The organism is Thermanaerosceptrum fracticalcis (assembly GCF_000746025.2).
GTDB classification, from domain to species: domain Bacteria; phylum Bacillota; class Peptococcia; order DRI-13; family DRI-13; genus Thermanaerosceptrum; species Thermanaerosceptrum fracticalcis.
Genome location: NZ_CP045798.1, coordinates 2,664,458 through 2,682,188 on the forward strand (window position 1 = coordinate 2,664,458; position 17,731 = coordinate 2,682,188).

At 41.6% G+C, this 17,731-nt stretch carries 16 protein-coding genes and 1 other annotated feature (1 of these 17 only partly in view); of the genes, 9 read left to right on the forward strand and 7 right to left on the reverse strand.

What is annotated here, in order from left to right; genetic code table 11:
- Nucleotides 1–85 precede the first annotated feature (85 nt).
- The 6 genes from mnmE to rpmH form a co-directional block, all read right to left on the reverse strand.
- Nucleotides 86–1,468, reverse strand: a complete 1,383-nt coding sequence (mnmE, locus tag BR63_RS13520; RefSeq protein WP_034424107.1) for a tRNA uridine-5-carboxymethylaminomethyl(34) synthesis GTPase MnmE — start codon at nt 1,466–1,468, stop codon at nt 86–88.
- 143 nt (nt 1,469–1,611) lie between these two features.
- A complete protein-coding gene (jag, locus tag BR63_RS13525) occupies nt 1,612–2,235 on the reverse strand; it encodes an RNA-binding cell elongation regulator Jag/EloR (protein ID WP_034424109.1) in 624 nt (207 codons plus the stop codon).
- On the reverse strand, nt 2,232–2,909 hold the full coding sequence (locus BR63_RS13530; protein WP_034424111.1) for a YidC/Oxa1 family membrane protein insertase: 678 nt from the start codon (nt 2,907–2,909) through the stop codon (nt 2,232–2,234). The genes jag and BR63_RS13530 overlap by 4 nt, the downstream gene beginning before the upstream one ends.
- 50 nt (nt 2,910–2,959) lie before the next feature.
- Nucleotides 2,960–3,169 carry a membrane protein insertion efficiency factor YidD gene (yidD, locus tag BR63_RS13535; protein ID WP_034424115.1) on the reverse strand — a complete coding sequence of 70 codons (210 nt, stop codon included), beginning with the start codon at nt 3,167–3,169 and terminating at the stop codon, nt 2,960–2,962.
- Nucleotides 3,170–3,171: 2 nt separating this feature from the next.
- Complete coding sequence (gene rnpA, locus BR63_RS13540; protein WP_243269991.1) at nt 3,172–3,522, reverse strand: ribonuclease P protein component; 351 nt, start codon at nt 3,520–3,522, stop codon at nt 3,172–3,174.
- 168 nt (nt 3,523–3,690) lie between these two features.
- Nucleotides 3,691–3,825 carry a 50S ribosomal protein L34 gene (gene rpmH / locus BR63_RS13545; RefSeq protein WP_081908244.1) on the reverse strand — a complete coding sequence of 45 codons (135 nt, stop codon included), beginning with the start codon at nt 3,823–3,825 and terminating at the stop codon, nt 3,691–3,693.
- Between the two features lie 507 nt (nt 3,826–4,332).
- Between rpmH and dnaA the strand changes: the two genes are divergently transcribed.
- Nucleotides 4,333–5,688 (forward strand): chromosomal replication initiator protein DnaA, encoded by a 1,356-nt coding sequence (gene dnaA / locus BR63_RS13550; protein WP_034424117.1) that lies wholly within the window; start codon nt 4,333–4,335, stop codon nt 5,686–5,688.
- A gap of 316 nt (nt 5,689–6,004) precedes the next feature.
- On the opposite strand, the gene BR63_RS13555 is transcribed toward dnaA, so the two are convergent.
- Nucleotides 6,005–7,264: an IS110 family RNA-guided transposase gene (locus BR63_RS13555; protein WP_187142874.1), complete on the reverse strand. Its 1,260-nt coding sequence runs from the start codon at nt 7,262–7,264 to the stop codon at nt 6,005–6,007.
- Nucleotides 7,265–7,567: 303 nt separating this feature from the next.
- Between BR63_RS13555 and dnaN the strand changes: the two genes are divergently transcribed.
- The 8 genes from dnaN (at nt 7,568) to pdxT (ending at nt 17,540) form a co-directional block, all read left to right on the forward strand.
- Nucleotides 7,568–8,671 (forward strand): DNA polymerase III subunit beta, encoded by a 1,104-nt coding sequence (dnaN, locus tag BR63_RS13560; protein WP_034425370.1) that lies wholly within the window; start codon nt 7,568–7,570, stop codon nt 8,669–8,671.
- A 16-nt stretch (nt 8,672–8,687) separates the two neighbouring features.
- Nucleotides 8,688–9,818, forward strand: coding sequence for a DNA replication/repair protein RecF (gene recF / locus BR63_RS13565; protein WP_034425374.1), 1,131 nt, complete (start codon nt 8,688–8,690; stop codon nt 9,816–9,818).
- Nucleotides 9,819–10,091 (forward strand): extracellular matrix regulator RemB, encoded by a 273-nt coding sequence (gene remB, locus BR63_RS13570; protein ID WP_034425375.1) that lies wholly within the window; start codon nt 9,819–9,821, stop codon nt 10,089–10,091. It begins immediately after the preceding gene.
- Between the two features lie 120 nt (nt 10,092–10,211).
- Complete coding sequence (gene gyrB / locus BR63_RS13575; protein ID WP_338055986.1) at nt 10,212–12,107, forward strand: DNA topoisomerase (ATP-hydrolyzing) subunit B; 1,896 nt, start codon at nt 10,212–10,214, stop codon at nt 12,105–12,107.
- 197 nt (nt 12,108–12,304) lie between these two features.
- Entirely contained in the window at nt 12,305–12,658 is a 354-nt protein-coding gene (locus BR63_RS13580; RefSeq protein WP_051966218.1) for a response regulator, read from the forward strand.
- A gap of 231 nt (nt 12,659–12,889) precedes the next feature.
- Nucleotides 12,890–15,325 (forward strand): DNA gyrase subunit A, encoded by a 2,436-nt coding sequence (gene gyrA, locus BR63_RS13585; RefSeq protein ID WP_034425378.1) that lies wholly within the window; start codon nt 12,890–12,892, stop codon nt 15,323–15,325.
- A 138-nt stretch (nt 15,326–15,463) separates the two neighbouring features.
- Nucleotides 15,464–16,663, forward strand: a complete 1,200-nt coding sequence (locus tag BR63_RS13590) for an acetate/propionate family kinase (protein WP_034425379.1) — start codon at nt 15,464–15,466, stop codon at nt 16,661–16,663.
- A 283-nt stretch (nt 16,664–16,946) separates the two neighbouring features.
- Nucleotides 16,947–17,540, forward strand: a complete 594-nt coding sequence (gene pdxT / locus BR63_RS13595) for a pyridoxal 5'-phosphate synthase glutaminase subunit PdxT (RefSeq protein WP_034425381.1) — start codon at nt 16,947–16,949, stop codon at nt 17,538–17,540.
- 82 nt (nt 17,541–17,622) lie between these two features.
- Nucleotides 17,623–17,731 (forward strand) — a binding site (T-box leader) (it continues 95 nt past the right edge of the window).

Sequence of the window (17,731 nt, forward strand, 5' to 3'; positions counted from 1 at the left end):
CCGATAGTAATAACACATTAATTCGGTGTGGGGAAGCGGGAAACGGAAAGCGTCATTCACTATCAACTATCAACTACCAAGTAACCTATTTTCCTAGACAAAATTGAGAAAAGATTTGATCGATAATATCCTCTTCCAGTGTTTCCCCTGTTATTTCCCCTAGATGCTCCCATGAACTACGTAAGTCGATAGAAATAAAATCAGAAGGGAGATTATCTTCTACGCCCCGGTGTGCACTCTCCAAAGCTCTTTTAGCTCTTTCTAAAGCTTCTTTATGTCTTACATTATTTAAAAGAATTTTATCCGATAAGTTAAAACCATTTTCGAAGAAAACACCTTTAATTTCTTCTTCCAACTCTTTTAAACCAATTTCCTCTTTGGCCGAAACAAAGTGTACCCTGTAGGGGGCTACCCTTTCTCTGATTTTCTCTTCACTGAACTCTTCTTTTAATAGGTCAATTTTATTGGCCAAAATTATGATTTTATCATTAGGATACCGCCGAATAAAAGCTTCATCATCTTCTGTAATACCATGGACAATATCTAAGACATAGAGTATAAGATCAGCTTCTTCTACGGCTTCCCTGGTTTTCTCCATACCTATTTTTTCTACTATATCCTCAGTTTCCCGGATTCCGGCTGTATCCATCAGAACCAGGGGTATCCCGCCTAGATTGTAATATTCCTCGATCACATCCCGGGTAGTTCCCGGAATATCCGTGACAATGGCCCTTTTTACTTTCAAGAGAGCATTTAACAGGCTGGATTTTCCCACATTGGGCTTACCGATTAGCACTGTTTTTAAACCCTCGCGCAAGATACGTCCACTGCGAAAAGTTTGTAGGAGATCATGAATGCCATCAGCAATTTGAGAAATACGCAAGCCTAATTCTCCAGGGGTTAACCGCGTGAAATCTTCCTCGGGAAAATCGATATCAGCCTCTAAATAAGCCATTATTTCTAAGATCTGTTTACGGTATTCTTTAATGATGTTAGAAAGGCCCCCCTGCAGATTACTAACAGCCGCCTGAGCCCCTTCCTCCGTCATGGCGTTGATCATGTCCATAATGGCTTCAGCCTGGGAGAGGTCAAGACGACCGTTCAAAAATGCCCTTTTAGAAAACTCACCGGGTTCAGCCAGCCTGGCTCCTGCTCTTATTACCAATTCAAGCACTTTTCGTAAGATAACCATACCGCCGTGGCATTGTAACTCCACTACGTTTTCTCCCGTGAAACTATGGGGTCCCCACATCACCAGGGCCAGGGCTTCATCCACAACCTTACCTTCTTCATCGACGACATGTCCATAAGTAATCGTATAGGTTTTCTTTTCTTTTAAACTTCTTCCTTTTTTACTTCTAAAGACTTTGTCGGCAATTTCGCTTGCTTCACTGCCTGAAATTCTGATAATACCAACACTGGCAGCCCCCATGGCTGTTGTAATGGCAGCAATGGTATCGTTAATCAACTTTGGTCACCTCTTTACACACCACTATACCTTAATTTCTAGTATTGTCCAATCAATTCCCTCATAATATATCTTACTGTCCTATTATAAAAAAACCAGCCTGGTTTTGCTGTTACCAGGCTGATGTGAAACCATGCTTACCTTTATTTACGTAATGCGATAACCACCTTACGGAATGGTTCTTCTCCCTCACTATAGGTTTGCACTCTCTTATCATTTTGCAGCGCTGTATGAATAATCCTGCGTTCTTGCGGATTCATGGGTTCTAAGACCACGCGATAACCCGTTCTTTTTACTCTTTCAGCCAGCCTTGCCGCCAGTTTAACAAGCGTGTCTTCTCTTCGTTTGCGGTAACCTTCAGCATCGAGGATAATCTTTTTCCGCTCAACAAGGTTATGCTTATTGGCAACCAGGTTTCCCAGGTATTGTAAGGCATCAAGGGTTTCTCCCCTGCGCCCGATGAGAATACCCAGATTATTTCCGATTAAAGTCATTTTGATAAAATCTTCTTCCTCGCGCACGAGAATTTCCGATTTGACTCCCATTTGGGCTGTTACTTTTTCATAGAACTTTTTCACTGCTTTAATGGGATCTGGTTTTTCGGTGACCCTGACACGGGCATTTTTGCTGCCAAAAAGACCAAATATCCCTTTGTTAGGCTCTTCTAAGATTTCTATTTCTACTTCATCTTTCTTGAGTTTTAATTCTGCTAAAGCCTGACTAACGGCTTCCTCGACAGTACGGCCGGTTTTCTCCAAAATTCTCATTTACCACCAACTTCCCCCTTTTGCATTGCCGGTTGACGATTAATGTACAACTGCTGTAAGGCCCCAAAAATACTGAAGAAAGTCCAGTATATACCCAACCCAGCCGGGAAATTCAAACTGATATAACCGATAAAGAGCGGCATGAAGTAAAGCATCATCTTTTGTGTTTGTTCGGCGGCAGGATTATCGCCACTTGCGGGTGTAGTGACTTTGGACTGGAGATAAGTTGTCAAGGCCACCAGGACCGGAATGATATAATAAGGATCCGGGTCTTTTAAATGGGGTACCCACAAAAACTTAGCGGCGGCTGGATCTACATAAACAAAATCCCTCAAAGCCTGGAACAGGGCAATTAAAATAGGCATTTGCACCAGCAAAGGAAGACAACCAGACATAGGGTTAACCTTATTTTCTTTGTAAAGCTCCATAATGGCCTGGTTGGCTTTTTCAGGGTTTTTCTTATATTTTTCCTGCAGTTCTTTTACCTTAGGTTGAATATCCTGCATTTTTTTCATAGAATGCATTTGTTTATAACTAAGGGGATATAAGACGATTTTAATGACCAGTGTCAAAAAGATAATAGCCAGTCCATAACTGGGAATACCCAAGGTTTTCGTTATACCATAAAAAAAACTGAGCATTGCAGCGATACCATCAACTAAAGCTTGCCACAAAATTTTTCCTGTTACAAAGAATTCTTTGTAAACAGGTTCACCTCCTTACCTTACTTTACTGGATCATAGCCTCCCGGATGAAAAGGATGACACTTAAAAATACGTTTCAGGGCAAGCCAGCTGCCCTTCCATGGTCCATATCGACTCACGGCCTCCAGGGCATATTGAGAACAGGTAGGGTAAAAACGGCAGCTTGGTCCTTTAAGGGGCGAAAGAAACCGTTGATAAAAACTAATAATCATTAACAAGATTTCTTTCATCCTTATTCATCCTTTTTTAATAAATGGGCTCTTTGTAAAAGAGCTACCATATTTTTTTCAACATCGCTAAAAGAAATTCCTTTTATTTTAGGACGTGCAATAAAAATAATATCGAATGGTACCTTTAGCTCATGGAGATGAAGCTTAGCCGCCTCTCTCAGCCTTCTTTTTATTTTATTTCTCTCCACGGCTTTTCCAACTTTTTTGGAAACGGAAAAACCCAGGCGCGACTCTTTATTTTCCGGGCGTTTAAAGGAATAAAGTACAAGATAGCTGTTAGCCAAAGACTTTCCCTGATAATAGGTCTTTTTAAAATCTCCCTTTTTCTTGAGGCGAAATCTACGAGGCAGCAATTGCATCCCCCTATTGAACTCAGGTAATTCTATCACCTATGAGGATTATACCCATTTTTAGTCATAGTATAAAGAAGGTATAAAAAACTACTTTAATAAAGAAAACTTGGCTTGGTGCCAAGCTTTAACCGTTAACCTATTTTTCATAAAAGGCCACATGATGCGGCCTTATGCTGACAATCTTTTTCTTCCTTTCAAACGTCTCCGCTTTAAAACGTTTCTACCACCTTGACTTCTCATTCTTGATAAGAAACCATGAACTCTTTTATGTTTACGGTTCTTGGGCTGATAAGTCCTTTTCACTATCAACACCTCCCCTTGAAATACTCGAAAGCTACGCAAAGATACACAAAAATTATAAAGCAGTACTTAAGAGATGTCAAGAAAATGATAGTGGTTTATATGGATATAACTTATTCACATACGTGCTTTTGTTCTATTTGTGGATATAAAAAAGCTTGTGGATAAAGCTTAATGTGGATAAAATTTATTAAAATATAATTTATTAAAAAAGCACAAATATCCCAGGTTGTGGATAAATATACTTTCAATCTGTTAATACGCCGATTTGCTTGTTGATAACTTTACGTAATTTTGGTATGATGTTGTTAATGAAAGGAAGATTCTTAACAAACTATCCACACCTTGTGGATAAAACTGTGTATAACTTGTTATTTATTGAAATTTTAATTTATAGTACATAAAAAACGACAGAACCCAGTTAGGCTGGATTCTTTTTTTTGCACCGCAGGCATAAGTGCAATTATAGCTTTCAAATTATAATGGTTGGCGAAGTGGAGAGGATTCTTAATGTTGAAAAACCAAAACACAGAAATATGGCAAGCAATTTTATCCCAGTTAGAAAATGAATTGTCCAGACCTAGTTTTGAAACTTGGCTGAAATCAACTCATTTAATCTCTCTAGAGGACAACCATTTAATAATAGGTGTTCCTAACGAGTTTGCCAAAGACTGGCTGGAAAACCGCTATTATTCCCTTATCAAAAACAAGGCGGAGAATGTACTAAAAAGAGATGTTAAATTACATTTTGTTATTCCCGGCCAGGAACATGAAATAAGAGGAAAATTGGAAAAAAACCGTCCAGCCATGAAATCTTCTTTTCAGCTTGATGATTTCAGCGGTATGACACTTAATCCAAAATATACTTTTGATACCTTTGTCGTGGGTAACAGCAACAGGTTCGCCCATGCTGCCTCCTTGGCCGTAGCCGAAGCCATCGCCAAAGCTTATAATCCCTTGTTTATTTATGGGGGTGTAGGACTGGGGAAAACCCACTTAATGCATGCTATTGGCCATTACGCCCTGGAACACCATAAAAATGCCCGAGTCATGTATGTATCTTCAGAAAAATTTACCAATGAACTTATTAACGCTATCCGTGACGATAAAACGGTGGATTTTCGTAATAAGTATAGGAATATCGATGTATTGCTAGTCGATGATATTCAGTTTTTAGCCGGTAAAGAGAGAACCCAGGAAGAGTTTTTCCATACTTTTAATGCCCTGCATGAGGCCAATAAACAAATCATTATTTCCAGTGACCGTCCACCCAAAGATATTCCCACTTTGGAGGACAGGCTCAGATCCCGCTTCGAATGGGGCTTAATTACTGATATTCAACCCCCTGATTTAGAAACCAGGATTGCTATCTTGCGTAAAAAATCAGAAATAGAAAATCTTGATGTACCTAATGAAGTCATGGTCTACATAGCCAATAAAATACATTCTAACATCCGTGAATTAGAAGGAGCTCTAATCCGGGTTATCGCTTATTCTTCCTTAAGCAATCGTGATATTACCATGGAACTCTGCATGGATGCTTTGAAAGACATTATTACTGATTCCCGTCCTAAATTAATTACTGCCAGCCTCATCCAGAATAAAGTTTCTGAGTATTTTGGTTTAAGGCTGGATGAATTTAAAGCCAAGAAACGAACAAGAAACGTGGCCTTCCCCAGACAGGTGGCCATGTACCTTTGCAGGGAACTCACGGATATGTCTTTACCTAAAATAGGTGAAGAATTCGGTGGGCGCGATCATACCACCGTCATCCATGCCCATGAGAAAATATCCGCCGATATTAAAAAAGACCCTCAACTGGAAGCGACCATCAAAAGTATTATTGAAAAAATCCAAAATGGTTAGTATGTGGATATTTTGACTGATAAAATGTTATCAACATGTGGATAAATCTTATAATCCTTTTTTATTTGATGCATTGTGGACAGGCAAGTTAACTTGTCCACATTTTATTCAGACTTAAAAACTCAATAATAAAACGGCTCTTTCAAGGCTTTCCACATATCCACATCCCTTACTACTATTACTACGATTTAAAGAAATTATTATTATATGCTGGGGGAGGCAGTAGCGTGAAAACATTCTCGACAAGCGTCGAAGACCCCTGAGCTTAAAAAAGGGTATAGCAAACAAGCCCTAACGGAAGCAGAGCGCAGAAAGATTAAGCAGGCAGCGTGATATGTTCGGGGTTTACGATACCATGGGCAACCAAGAGTTTAGCAGCTTGCCTCAAAGCTTTCTCCTTTTGCTTATTGCGAAGCTCCACCGGCATATCAACATGGTAGAGGTCACAAGGATTGAAGACTTCACCTGATTGGAGCATATGATAAGTGGCTGTAAGTATCATTCTGGCAATGGCGATTATGGCTCGTTTCTTCCCTCGGCGCTTGGATATCCGCTCATATTTGATACGGTAGTAAGCGGAAGAATTCGATTTTACAGCGGCATGGGCTGCTTGCACGAGCGTGGGCTTGAGATAAACCCCGGCCCTCGTAATGCGAACGGACTTCTTTTTGCCTGCGGATTGATTGTTGCCGGGCGTTAGTCCCCCCCAGCAGCATAAGCGTTTCGAGGATGAGAACTGAGACATATCCGTACCAATTTCGGAGAGGATCGTAATGGCTATGTTACGGTCAACTCCGGGAATGGTACACAGTAGGGCAATGGCGCTTTCCAAGGGTGCAGCCAACCGGGCGATGGTTTGGTCGAGGTCGGCAATGAGCTGCTCCACGAAATCCAAGTGTTTGCGGACGAAACGGATGCGTGTCTTCTGTTCCGCAGACATTTGAAAACCCTCAATAGATTCGATGACCTCGTCGGCTTTCTTCTTCAAGGAGCGTTGCAGCAAGGAAACGCAATGTTTTGGATCGAAAGAATCCGAGTTTACAAGGTAGTCCGTGATGGAAGAGGCAGATTTGCCAAACATGTCGGAAACGACAGCATCAAGGGCGACATTGCAAACGGTGAAAGCGTTCTGAAAGCGGTTCTTTTCGCTGGATTTACAGGAAACGAGCTTGAAGCGGTATCGCGTATACTCCCGCAAAATGCGGATGTTCTTGGACGGGATAAAGCTACCGGGAACCAGACCGAGGCGAAAAAGATCGCCGATCCACTTGGAATCCTTGACATCATCCTTGTTGCCCTTAACAGCAGCAACCCACTTGGGGTTGGCGACGGTAACCCGGATGCTGTCCTCCAGCAAATTGTATATGGGAACATAATACTTCCCGGTGCTCTCCATGCAAACGTCAAAGCAGTTGTTGTCAATCAGCCACTGCTTAAACGCCAGAATGGATTTGTTAAAGGTAGAAAAACGCTTTTTTTTGTAACTCGGAACGATACCCTGCGTTGTGATGAGCGTAGCGACGAGAAATGTCTTGTGTACATCGACGCCACAACAGATGGGATAAACGATTCTCAGAATTCTCCCTCCTTGCAATGAAATTGTGAGGGAGAAGACAGTGACTGGATCGCCGCACATTTAACGCTGAGTTAAAACAATGATTAGCGTGCGGCCTCATGGCACCACTTATTTGTGCTTGTAAGGCGATCCTTACACTGGTTTTTATACTGATTTAAGCCAAGAGGCAGTCTGCAACTCGCCTCACCGTGCTTTGTAGTGTGCCTTCTCCTCAGACAGATTGTACTGTAATCAGGGTGGGTGTGCACCTGTTTTCATTACTATTTGTGTCGCCCGCACCGGCGGCGCGAGATGGAGGTTTTTATGAAAATAACAGCCACAAAAGAAAATCTTTTGTTTGGTGTTCAGGCCGTCCAAAAAGCAGTAAGTACAAAAAATACCCTGCCTATTCTTATAGGTATTAAAATAGAAGCCCAGGGAAACTTACTGTATTTTACGGCCACTGATTTGGAAATGGGCATCCAGTGTTATGTTCCGGCTGATATCATTTATGAAGGAGCTATTGTTGTACCGGCCCGTCATTTTTCGGAAATAGTAAGGAGACTGCCCAACTGTACTATTACCCTGGAGTTGAACACCAATCACGAAATTACAATCAAATATGAAAACTCCGAACTTACTTTAAAAACCTTACCCCCCGATGATTTTCCCGTCCTGCCTAACATCAAAGGAAACTACGAAATATCCGTCCAGGCTTCACTCTTACGCCAAATGATCAGGCAGACTGTCTTTGCGGCGGGTAATGATGAAGCCCGTCCTTTGTTTACAGGAATATTATGTGAAGTAAATGAGAATAAGTTAAGAATGATAGCCACCGATACCCATCGTTTGGCTTTAAGGGAAGGTATTCCTCAAAGCAGTTCGGGGGATAATTTCAGTTTTATCGTTCCTAGAAAAATCATGTCTGAACTGGCCCGTCTTATTGTAGATGAAGATGAACCGTGTTTTATTTCCGTAACGAAAAACCAGGTATCTTTTATGTCTGCCAATATTCGTTTAATGTGCAGGCTTTTGGAGGGACAGTTTCCTAACTACCGCCAGGTTATACCTACCCAGTTTAAGTCCAAAATACGCTGCAAGACAAAACTGCTGCAGGAATCCCTAGAAAGAATCTCTTTGTTTTCTATGCAAAACGATAACAGCAATACCATAAATATTAAGATTGATGAAATGACGATAGTAGTTTCTTCAAGGTCTGAGCTGGGACAGGGTTATGAACAAATCGCCGTGGAACAGGAAGGAGAACCTGTTAATATTTCCTTTAACGCCCGTTATCTCATCGACGTCTTAAAAAACGTAGAGGCGGAAATGGTTACCATTGAGTTTACAGGTCCCTTAAGTCCGGGAATTGTGAGACCTGCCGACAGTGATAATTTCCTTTATTTGATTTTGCCTGTCAGGTCATAGTAGGAGGGGCAGCCCCTTGTATTTAGAGAGATTGGGTCTTACTAATTATCGCAACTATGAAACATTAAACGAGGATTTCTCGGCCCAGTTAAATATTCTTTCCGGTCCCAATGCCCAGGGTAAAACAAATTTATTGGAAGCCATATATTACCTGGCCACGGGTAAGACCTATCGTCCTGCCCGTGATCTCCAGTTAATTCGCTGGAATCATCAGGCCTTTTCTATTCAGGGAAAGATTAGAAATAAACAGGGATATGTGACCTTGGAGGTTCTTTATAAAATCGGTGAACAAAACAGCAAGGAAATAAAAGTGAACGGCCTAAAAATTTATAAGACTTCAGAGCTTTTAGGAAATTTAACTGCTGTTTTATTTGCGCCGGAAGATCTTAATATTATTAAAGGTTCTCCCCTGGAAAGAAGAAAAATTTTAGACAATGATATCTCCCAGGTAAGCCCGGGCTATTTTCTCAAATTACAACAGTATAACAGGGTTTTGAACCAGAGAAATTATTTATTAAAAAAAATTCGTGAACGTGGTAAAGGCTTTGATGAACTGGAAATATGGAATGAACAATTTCTAGAACTCAGTGAAAGTATTATTTTAAAAAGAATTAATGTCTTGGAGAAATTGTCGCCCTTAACCCGTTTGATGCAGCGAAAACTCACAAATGGCCAGGAAAACCTGGAAATTCGCTATCTTTTTTCCAGGCAGAAGGAACTCAAATTAAACCATGATTTAAAAAAGGTTTTACTGGAGGAATTGGAAAAGTACCGGGGGGAAGAAATAAAAAAAGGAATATCTTTATGGGGACCCCATCGTGATGATTTATTAATCTCATTAAATGGCAATGATTTAAAAGTATATGGTTCCCAGGGACAGCATAGAACAGCTGTTTTAGCCTTAAAACTCTCGGAACTGGAATTTTTTAAAGCAGAATCCGGTGAATTTCCTGTCCTCCTCCTGGATGACGTACTTTCTGAATTAGACCAGGAGAGAAGAGGATTTTTACTTAATATCATTAAAGAAAAAAAAATACAGTGTTTTATTACCACCACTGAAGACATAGCATTGGAAAATGACAGGATAACCATACAAAAATTTCTGATCCGGCAGGGTACGTTAATAAAATGCAGAGGAGGAAAGTGAATGTTTCTACATTTGGGCGGGGATACTTCTGTTCTCTTAAGAGACGTTGTAGGAATTTTTGATCTCGATTCGATAAAAGACAGTCCAGCCACCAAGGAGTTTCTGGAAATTGCCAGGGATGAAGGACTAATCTCCATGGTTGGTACAGAGGATAAAATTAAAAGTTTTATCATTACCAAAGAAAAGGTATATTACTCTCCTATTTCTTCCATAACTTTACAAAAGAGAGCTTTAAATATAATGGATTTAGAAGACGGATTAGAGGAGCAATAAAAACTTGGTGCAAGCCAAGTTTTCTTTGTTTACTTCTAAATTAATGTAATTTCTTGTGAGGATATACAATAATTTGTTATAATTAACTTTTAGGAAGTCTGACATAAAGAGGTGAGTGATTTGAGTAATGAATATACTGCAAGTCAGATTCAAGTTTTGGAAGGTCTAGAAGCGGTCAGAAAACGCCCTGGTATGTATATTGGCAGTACAAGCTCCCGTGGTCTGCATCACCTGGTTTATGAAATTGTTGATAACAGTATTGACGAAGCCTTAGCCGGTTATTGTGATAAGATTGAGGTTACTATCCATAAAGATAACAGTGTTACCGTTACGGATAACGGGAGAGGTATCCCCGTGGAAAGACATCCTCAAATGGATAAATCTGCCTTGGAAGTCGTGCTTACCGTTTTACATGCCGGTGGTAAATTTGGTGGTGAAGGCTATAAAGTCTCCGGTGGTTTGCACGGTGTAGGTGCTTCCGTCGTTAATGCTCTTTCTCAGTGGTTAGAAGTAAAGGTAAAAAGAGATGGGAAAATACACCACCAGCGTTATGAACGGGGTAAGCCTATCACTGAATTAAAAGTAATTGGTACAACAGAAGGTACAGGTACATCCATTAGTTTTTTACCTGATCCTACCATTTTTGAGGAGACAGAGTTCGATTTGGATATTTTAACCCACCGCCTGCGAGAACTCTCCTTTTTAAACAAAGGCATAAAGATTATTTTAAAAGATGAAAGAATCAATGAAAAACTTTTCTTCCAGCATGATGGGGGGATCGTTGATTTTGTTAAATACCTGAATAAGAATAAGGACGTCCTCCATCCCAAACCTATTTATTTTGCCAGTGAAAAGGAAGGGACAGAGGTAGAAGTAGCTTTACAATATAATGACGGTTACGTGGAAAACATTTATTCTTTTGCCAACAATATTCACACCACCGAAGGCGGTACCCATGAATCCGGTTTCAAATCGGCCCTGACCCGGGTAATGAATGATTATGCCCGTAAATATAATCTTCTCAAGGACGGCAACGCCAATCTTACCGGAGAGGATATCCGGGAAGGATTGACAGCCATCATTTCCGTAAAAATAAGAGAACCCCAGTTTGAAGGACAGACCAAGACAAAACTTGGCAACAGTGAAGTCAGAGGAATTACAGAAGGAATCGTCAATGAAGGTTTATCCACTTTCCTGGAAGAAAACCCTTCCGTAGGACGTAAAATAATAGAAAAAGCCATTAATGCCGCCAGGGCAAGAGAAGCAGCCCGCAAAGCCCGGGAATTAACAAGAAGGAAGAGTGCTCTAGAAAATACGGCCCTGCCCGGGAAACTGGCCGATTGTTCTACCAGAGACCCTTCCATGTCAGAACTCTATCTAGTAGAGGGTGACTCTGCCGGTGGTTCGGCCAAACAGGGAAGGGATAGGCGCTTTCAAGCAATTCTCCCTTTACGGGGTAAGATTATTAACGTAGAAAAAGCACGTCTGGACAAAATCCTGGCCAATGAAGAAATCAGGTCCATGATTACTGCCCTGGGAACGGGTGTAGGTGAAGACTTTGATTTAGATAAGGCACGTTACCATAAAATTATTATCATGACAGATGCTGATGTGGACGGTTCCCATATCCGCACTCTGCTTCTTACCTTCTTCTACCGTTATATGCGGCCTATGGTGGAGTCGGGATATGTTTATATAGCCCAGCCTCCTCTTTACAAAGTCAAAAAAGGAAAAGAAGAAATTTATCTCTACAGTGATAAAGAATTGGAAAAAACCACAAGTAAAATCGGAAAAAATAATTATACAATCCAACGCTACAAGGGTCTTGGTGAAATGAATCCGGAACAGCTGTGGGAAACCACTATGAACCCGGAAAAGAGAACGATTTTACAGGTTAGTCTGGAGGATGCCATGGCCGCTGATGAGATTTTCACCATTCTCATGGGTGACAAAGTAGAACCCAGGAAGGACTTCATCATGACTCACGCCAAGAGTGTAAGAAATTTGGATATTTAGGTATGGTAAGTGAAAAGACCCAGGCTTTAAAAAAAGCCGGGTCTTTAATTCTACCAGTCATTATAAAAATCGACAAAATCATATAGATAATTACAGTTTTAGTTAATTTACACTTATTGTCAGGCTTGTCTATCTCAGGTAAAATACATCAATGGGAGAATTTTTACTCACCCTTAACCTCCGGGAGGATGGTCGTTGTGCGTATCGCCGTAATTGATGATGAAAAGGGAATCTTGCTCTCTGTCAGTTTATTCTTAGAATTAGAAGGGCATACACCCCTTACTTTCTCTTCTCCCCTGGAGGCTTTAAAGTCTATTAACGGGGAGAATGTAGATTTAATCATTTTAGATATGCGCATGCCGGAAATGAACGGCGAGAGGGTGGCTAATCTGTTGAAAGCCAATCCCGAAACTAGGAATATTCCTTTAATTTTGTTTTCTGCCCATGAAAGTTTACCAGAGGTGGCGGAAAGAGTAGGCGCCCAGGGAATCCTGGAAAAACCTTTTCACTTTGAAAAACTCAATGACTTAATCAACAGTTTTTTACAATAAATGACCCCCTTTAACAACAAGGGGGATTATTTCTTATTCCGCATAATGTTTACATTGTTTACTAAAAAAGCTATACTACAATTGGAAATGTCTAATATTAGGTGAAATGGTATAATGAGAGATTAGTAAATTAAAAATGACTAGCTTAAGCAAAGCTAGTCTCACTATTTACTAAGGGTTTTATTCTTTAGTTTTGTATTCTAAAATTTTAATGAAAAAGTAGGTGAAAAAATGGAAGTATACACTGATGGCAAAATTGTACCGATTAGACTGGAAGAAGAAATGAAAAAATCGTATATTGACTATGCCATGAGTGTTATTATAGGACGTGCGCTGCCTGATGTGCGGGATGGACTGAAACCGGTGCACAGGCGTATTCTTTACGCCATGCATGAATCAGGCATGTCCCATGACAAGCCCCATAAAAAATCAGCCCGTGTCGTGGGGGACGTGCTTGGACGTTATCATCCCCACGGTGATACTGCAGTTTATGATGCTATGGTCCGTTTAGCCCAGGATTTTTCTACCCGCTATCCTTTAATTGACGGTCACGGCAACTTTGGTTCAATCGACGGTGATTCGGCGGCAGCCATGCGTTACACAGAAGTGCGTATGGCCAAAATTGCCATGGAACTTTTAAGGGATATTGAAAAGGAGACAGTAAATTTTGTTCCCAACTATGATGATTCCTTAGAGGAACCTGCTGTCCTTCCCTCCCGTTTTCCTAACCTGTTGGTCAACGGGTCTTCCGGAATTGCTGTAGGTATGGCTACCAATATACCTCCCCACAACTTGGTAGAGGTGATTAACGGTGTGGTGGCCCTCATTGATAAACCTGATATTACTCCCAAAGAGTTAATGAGTACGGTAAAAGGCCCTGATTTTCCCACAGGGGGAATTATCATGGGCCGGGACGGCATTAAACAAGCCTACGAGACCGGGAGAGGTTCCATTAAAGTACGTGGTGTGTCCCGCATTGAAAAAATGAATAACGGCAAAATGCGCATCCTGATCACAGAACTACCCTATCTGGTGAACAAGGCCCGCCTGATCGAAAAAATTGCAGAACTGGTCAGGGATAAGAAGATTGACGGGATCACCGATCTTAGGGATGAATCGGACCGTACAGGTATGCGCATTGTCATCGAGCTGCGGCGTGATGTAAACCCCCAGATTATTCTCAATCAGCTGTATAAACAAACCCAACTGGAAGACAATTTTGGCGTGATTATGCTGGCTTTGGTGGACGGGGAACCCCGGGTACTCAATCTTAAAGAGATGCTTTTCTATTACCTGGAGCACCAAAAGGATGTTATTGTCCGCCGGACCCGTTATGATTTAAGGAAAGCAGAAGAACGCCTGCATATCGTCGAAGGTTTAAAAATAGCCTTAGACCATATTGATGAAGTAGTTCGTATTATTCGCCAATCCCGCGATGAGCAAAAGGCCAAAATTAATTTGATGGAGCGTTTTGGCCTCTCGGAAAAGCAAGCCCAGGCCATTGTGGATATGCGTCTGGGGAAACTCTCCGGTTTAGAAAGGGAAAAACTGGAGGAAGAATACCGGGAGCTAATCAAAAAAATTGCTTATTTAAGAAGCATCTTGGCTGACGAGAAAATGGTACTGAAAGTAATTAAAGAAGAAATTACAGTAATTCGTGACAAATATGGAGATGAGCGCCGCACCCAGATCAGTGCCCATGAAGAAAACCTGGAGGTAGAAGACCTCATTGCCGAAGAGGATGTAGTTATTGCTATCACCCATGGTGGTTACATTAAACGACAGCCTATTACCGTCTACCGTAATCAGAAACGGGGGGGCAGGGGCATTTCAGCCATCACGACCAAGGAAGAAGATTTTGTGGAACATTTATTTATTACCACTACCCACCATTACCTGCTGTTCTTCACCAATAAGGGTAAGGTATACCGTCTAAAAGTTTATGAAATTCCGGAAGCCAGCCGCCAGGCAAAAGGCACGGCCATCGTTAACCTTTTGTTTATTTCCGGGGATGAGAAAATTACCGCAGTCATCCCTGTCCGTGACTTTTCAGAGGGGCAGTACCTGGTTACTGCGACCCGGCAAGGGATCGTGAAGAAGACAAGCCTTACGGAATATGACTCTTCCAGGAAAGATGGGATTATTGCCCTTACTTTGGATGAAAATGACGAATTGATCGGTGTTAAACTGACCAACGGCCGGGATGAAATCATCCTCTCAACCCGCCAGGGCATGGTGATTCGTTTTGCTGAAGATGATGTGCGCAGTATGGGACGGACGGCTCGTGGTGTCAAGGGGATTACCCTGGAAAGCGGCGATGTGGTTGTTGGCATGGAAACCTTTAGAGATGGCGGAGAGCTCCTTGTGATTACGGAGCAAGGTTTTGGTAAGAAAACTCCTCTCACCGAGTTTCGTATCCAGTCCCGCGGTGGGAAAGGTATAATTGGTATTAAAGTTACTTCCCGTAACGGACAGGTAGCGGGCATTATGATCTCCTCAGAGGGTGATGAAATTATGCTGATTACCCTGGACGGCATTATGATTCGGGTCTCCGTAGATGAGATTTCCACCATGGGCAGGGCAACCCAGGGTGTCAAGATTATGCGCTTAGGGGAAAATGATAAAGTAGTGGCCCTGGCTAGAATTGCCGGAAAAGACGAAGAATAGCATGAAAAAATACCTTAGGGAAAAATAAGGACAAGTTTATTGTCATTTTCTTTTACATGGTATAAGATAAAGTGAGGGAAAAGTGAGAATAATTCTTACTTAAGTCATGTGAATTCACTACTAAGGGGGAAAAGAAAATTGAAAGTACTAGTTTTAAACTGTGGGAGTTCTTCCCTGAAATATCAGCTCTTTGATATGGAGAATGAACACGTCCTAGCCAAAGGTCTGGTGGAGAGAATCGGCTTGCCCGGAGCTGTTCTCACCCACAGGCCGGGATCTGAAAAATATGTTATCGAAACAGAGATACCCAATCACCAAAAGGCCATTGAGCTGGTACTGCAAGCTCTCGTCAGTAATAAGCATGGTGTTCTTAAATCCTTAGATGAAATCTCTGCCGTGGGACACCGTGTGGTACACGGCGGTGAGGATTTTTCCGGTTCGGTTTTGATTACTGATGCCGTTATAGATGCTTTGAGAAGAAATATTGAACTGGCCCCCTTACACAACCCGCCGAATATCATGGGCATTGAAGCTTGCCAGAACCTCATGCCAAATGTACCCCAGGCTGGTGTATTCGATACGGCTTTTCACCAGACTATGCCTCCTCAAGCTTATCTTTACGGGATTCCCTATGAATATTATCAAAAATATAAAATTCGTAAGTACGGTTTTCACGGCACCTCTCATAAATATGTTTCCCAGCGTGCTGCGGCCATGCTGAAGCGCCCTATTGAAGAAGTGAAAATTATCACCTGCCACTTGGGTAATGGAGCCAGTATTGCCGCTGTAGACCGTGGTAAATCTATTGATACCAGTATGGGCTTTACACCTCTGGAGGGTCTAATGATGGGTACCCGTTCCGGTGACCTGGACCCCGCCATTGTTTCCTTCCTCATGGAGAAAGAAAAATGGACCACAGAAGAAACCAGCAACTTCCTGAACAAGCGCTGCGGAGTTCTGGGATTATCCGGTGTAAGCAGTGACTTCAGGGATATCGAGAACGCTGCTGACCAGGGTCATGAAAGAGCTCAATTAGCCCTGGAGCGTTTTGCCTACATGGTGAAAAAATATATTGGTTCATATGCTGCGGTTCTAAACGGTGTTGATGCCATTGTTTTTACGGCTGGACTGGGCGAAAACTCTGCTTTGATGAGGGTCAAGATTTGTGAGGGTCTGGATTACCTGGGGGTTAAACTTGACCTTGATAAGAATTACACCAGAGGCATAGAAGCTGATGTTTCCGCTGATGATGCCAAAACCAGAGTATTTGTTATTCCCACCAACGAAGAACTCATGATCGCCCGGGATACCTACGAAATTTGTAGAGACTTAAAATAGGGCATATGATTAAAGTAAACAGGGAGGGTCTCCCTGTTTTTTCTCCTATTTTGCCACTTAATTGATATATGTACAGGAGAACTAAAATGGTTACTCCATCAATAGTTATCTTATCCAAGAATAAAGTAAGAAGCTGCTAAACAATTAAGTGATAATTATTATCAATTAATTGTGATTCAAATATTATTGGCTTATTAGACGCGATTATGCAAATGATGTCATAAGACTCACATTCTCCAGGACGTGGAGTGCTGTAAGAGGACGGAAGCAACGGGGGGGCAGCATGAAGGTTGGGATATTAAATCTCCAGGGAGCCTTTAGAGAACATATAGAGGAACATATAGAGGCACTTCGTAAGTGCGATTGTGAGGCAATGGAAATTAGAAAACCGGAGGATATGGATGAAGTTCAGGGGCTTATTGTCTCAGGGATAAAAAGAACGACCGAGGGTATACTCAGGGTAGACTTTAAAATCCTTGATAAGGTTTTAGAGAGAGCAGAAAAAGGTATGCCTATTTTTGGAACGTGTGACGGGATAAGTCTTCTGGCTAAAGAAGTGGAAGAGAGCAGCCAACCAACCATGGGATTGATGGATATTACTGTAAAAAGAAAAGACTATGGATACGGTAAAGAAAGTTTTAAGGCGGACCTTTTTATTCCTGCACTAGGGGCTAAACCGGTACGGGCTGTGTTTATCAGGGCTCCCTATATCACACGGGTTAAACCTAATGTAGGTATTCTCTGCATCTATGATGATAAAATTGTCATGGCCCGCCAGGGAAATTTCCTGGCCTGTTCTTTCTATCCTGAGCTGACGTATGAAACCAGGGTACACCAGTACTTTATACAAATGGTGAAAGATGCGCATTCTATCTGAGGGTAAAAAAACGGAAAATAATCATTATATAATACTTGATTTTAAATAAACCCTATCGTATAATAACATTCAATAAGATACGGAGTCGGCAATGACAGGGAAAAGTAAGCGGTTTTCCTTTTACAGAGAGTTGGTGGAAGGTGCAAACCAACAAGGATACTGGTGAATTCCACCCTGGAGCATCAGGTGAA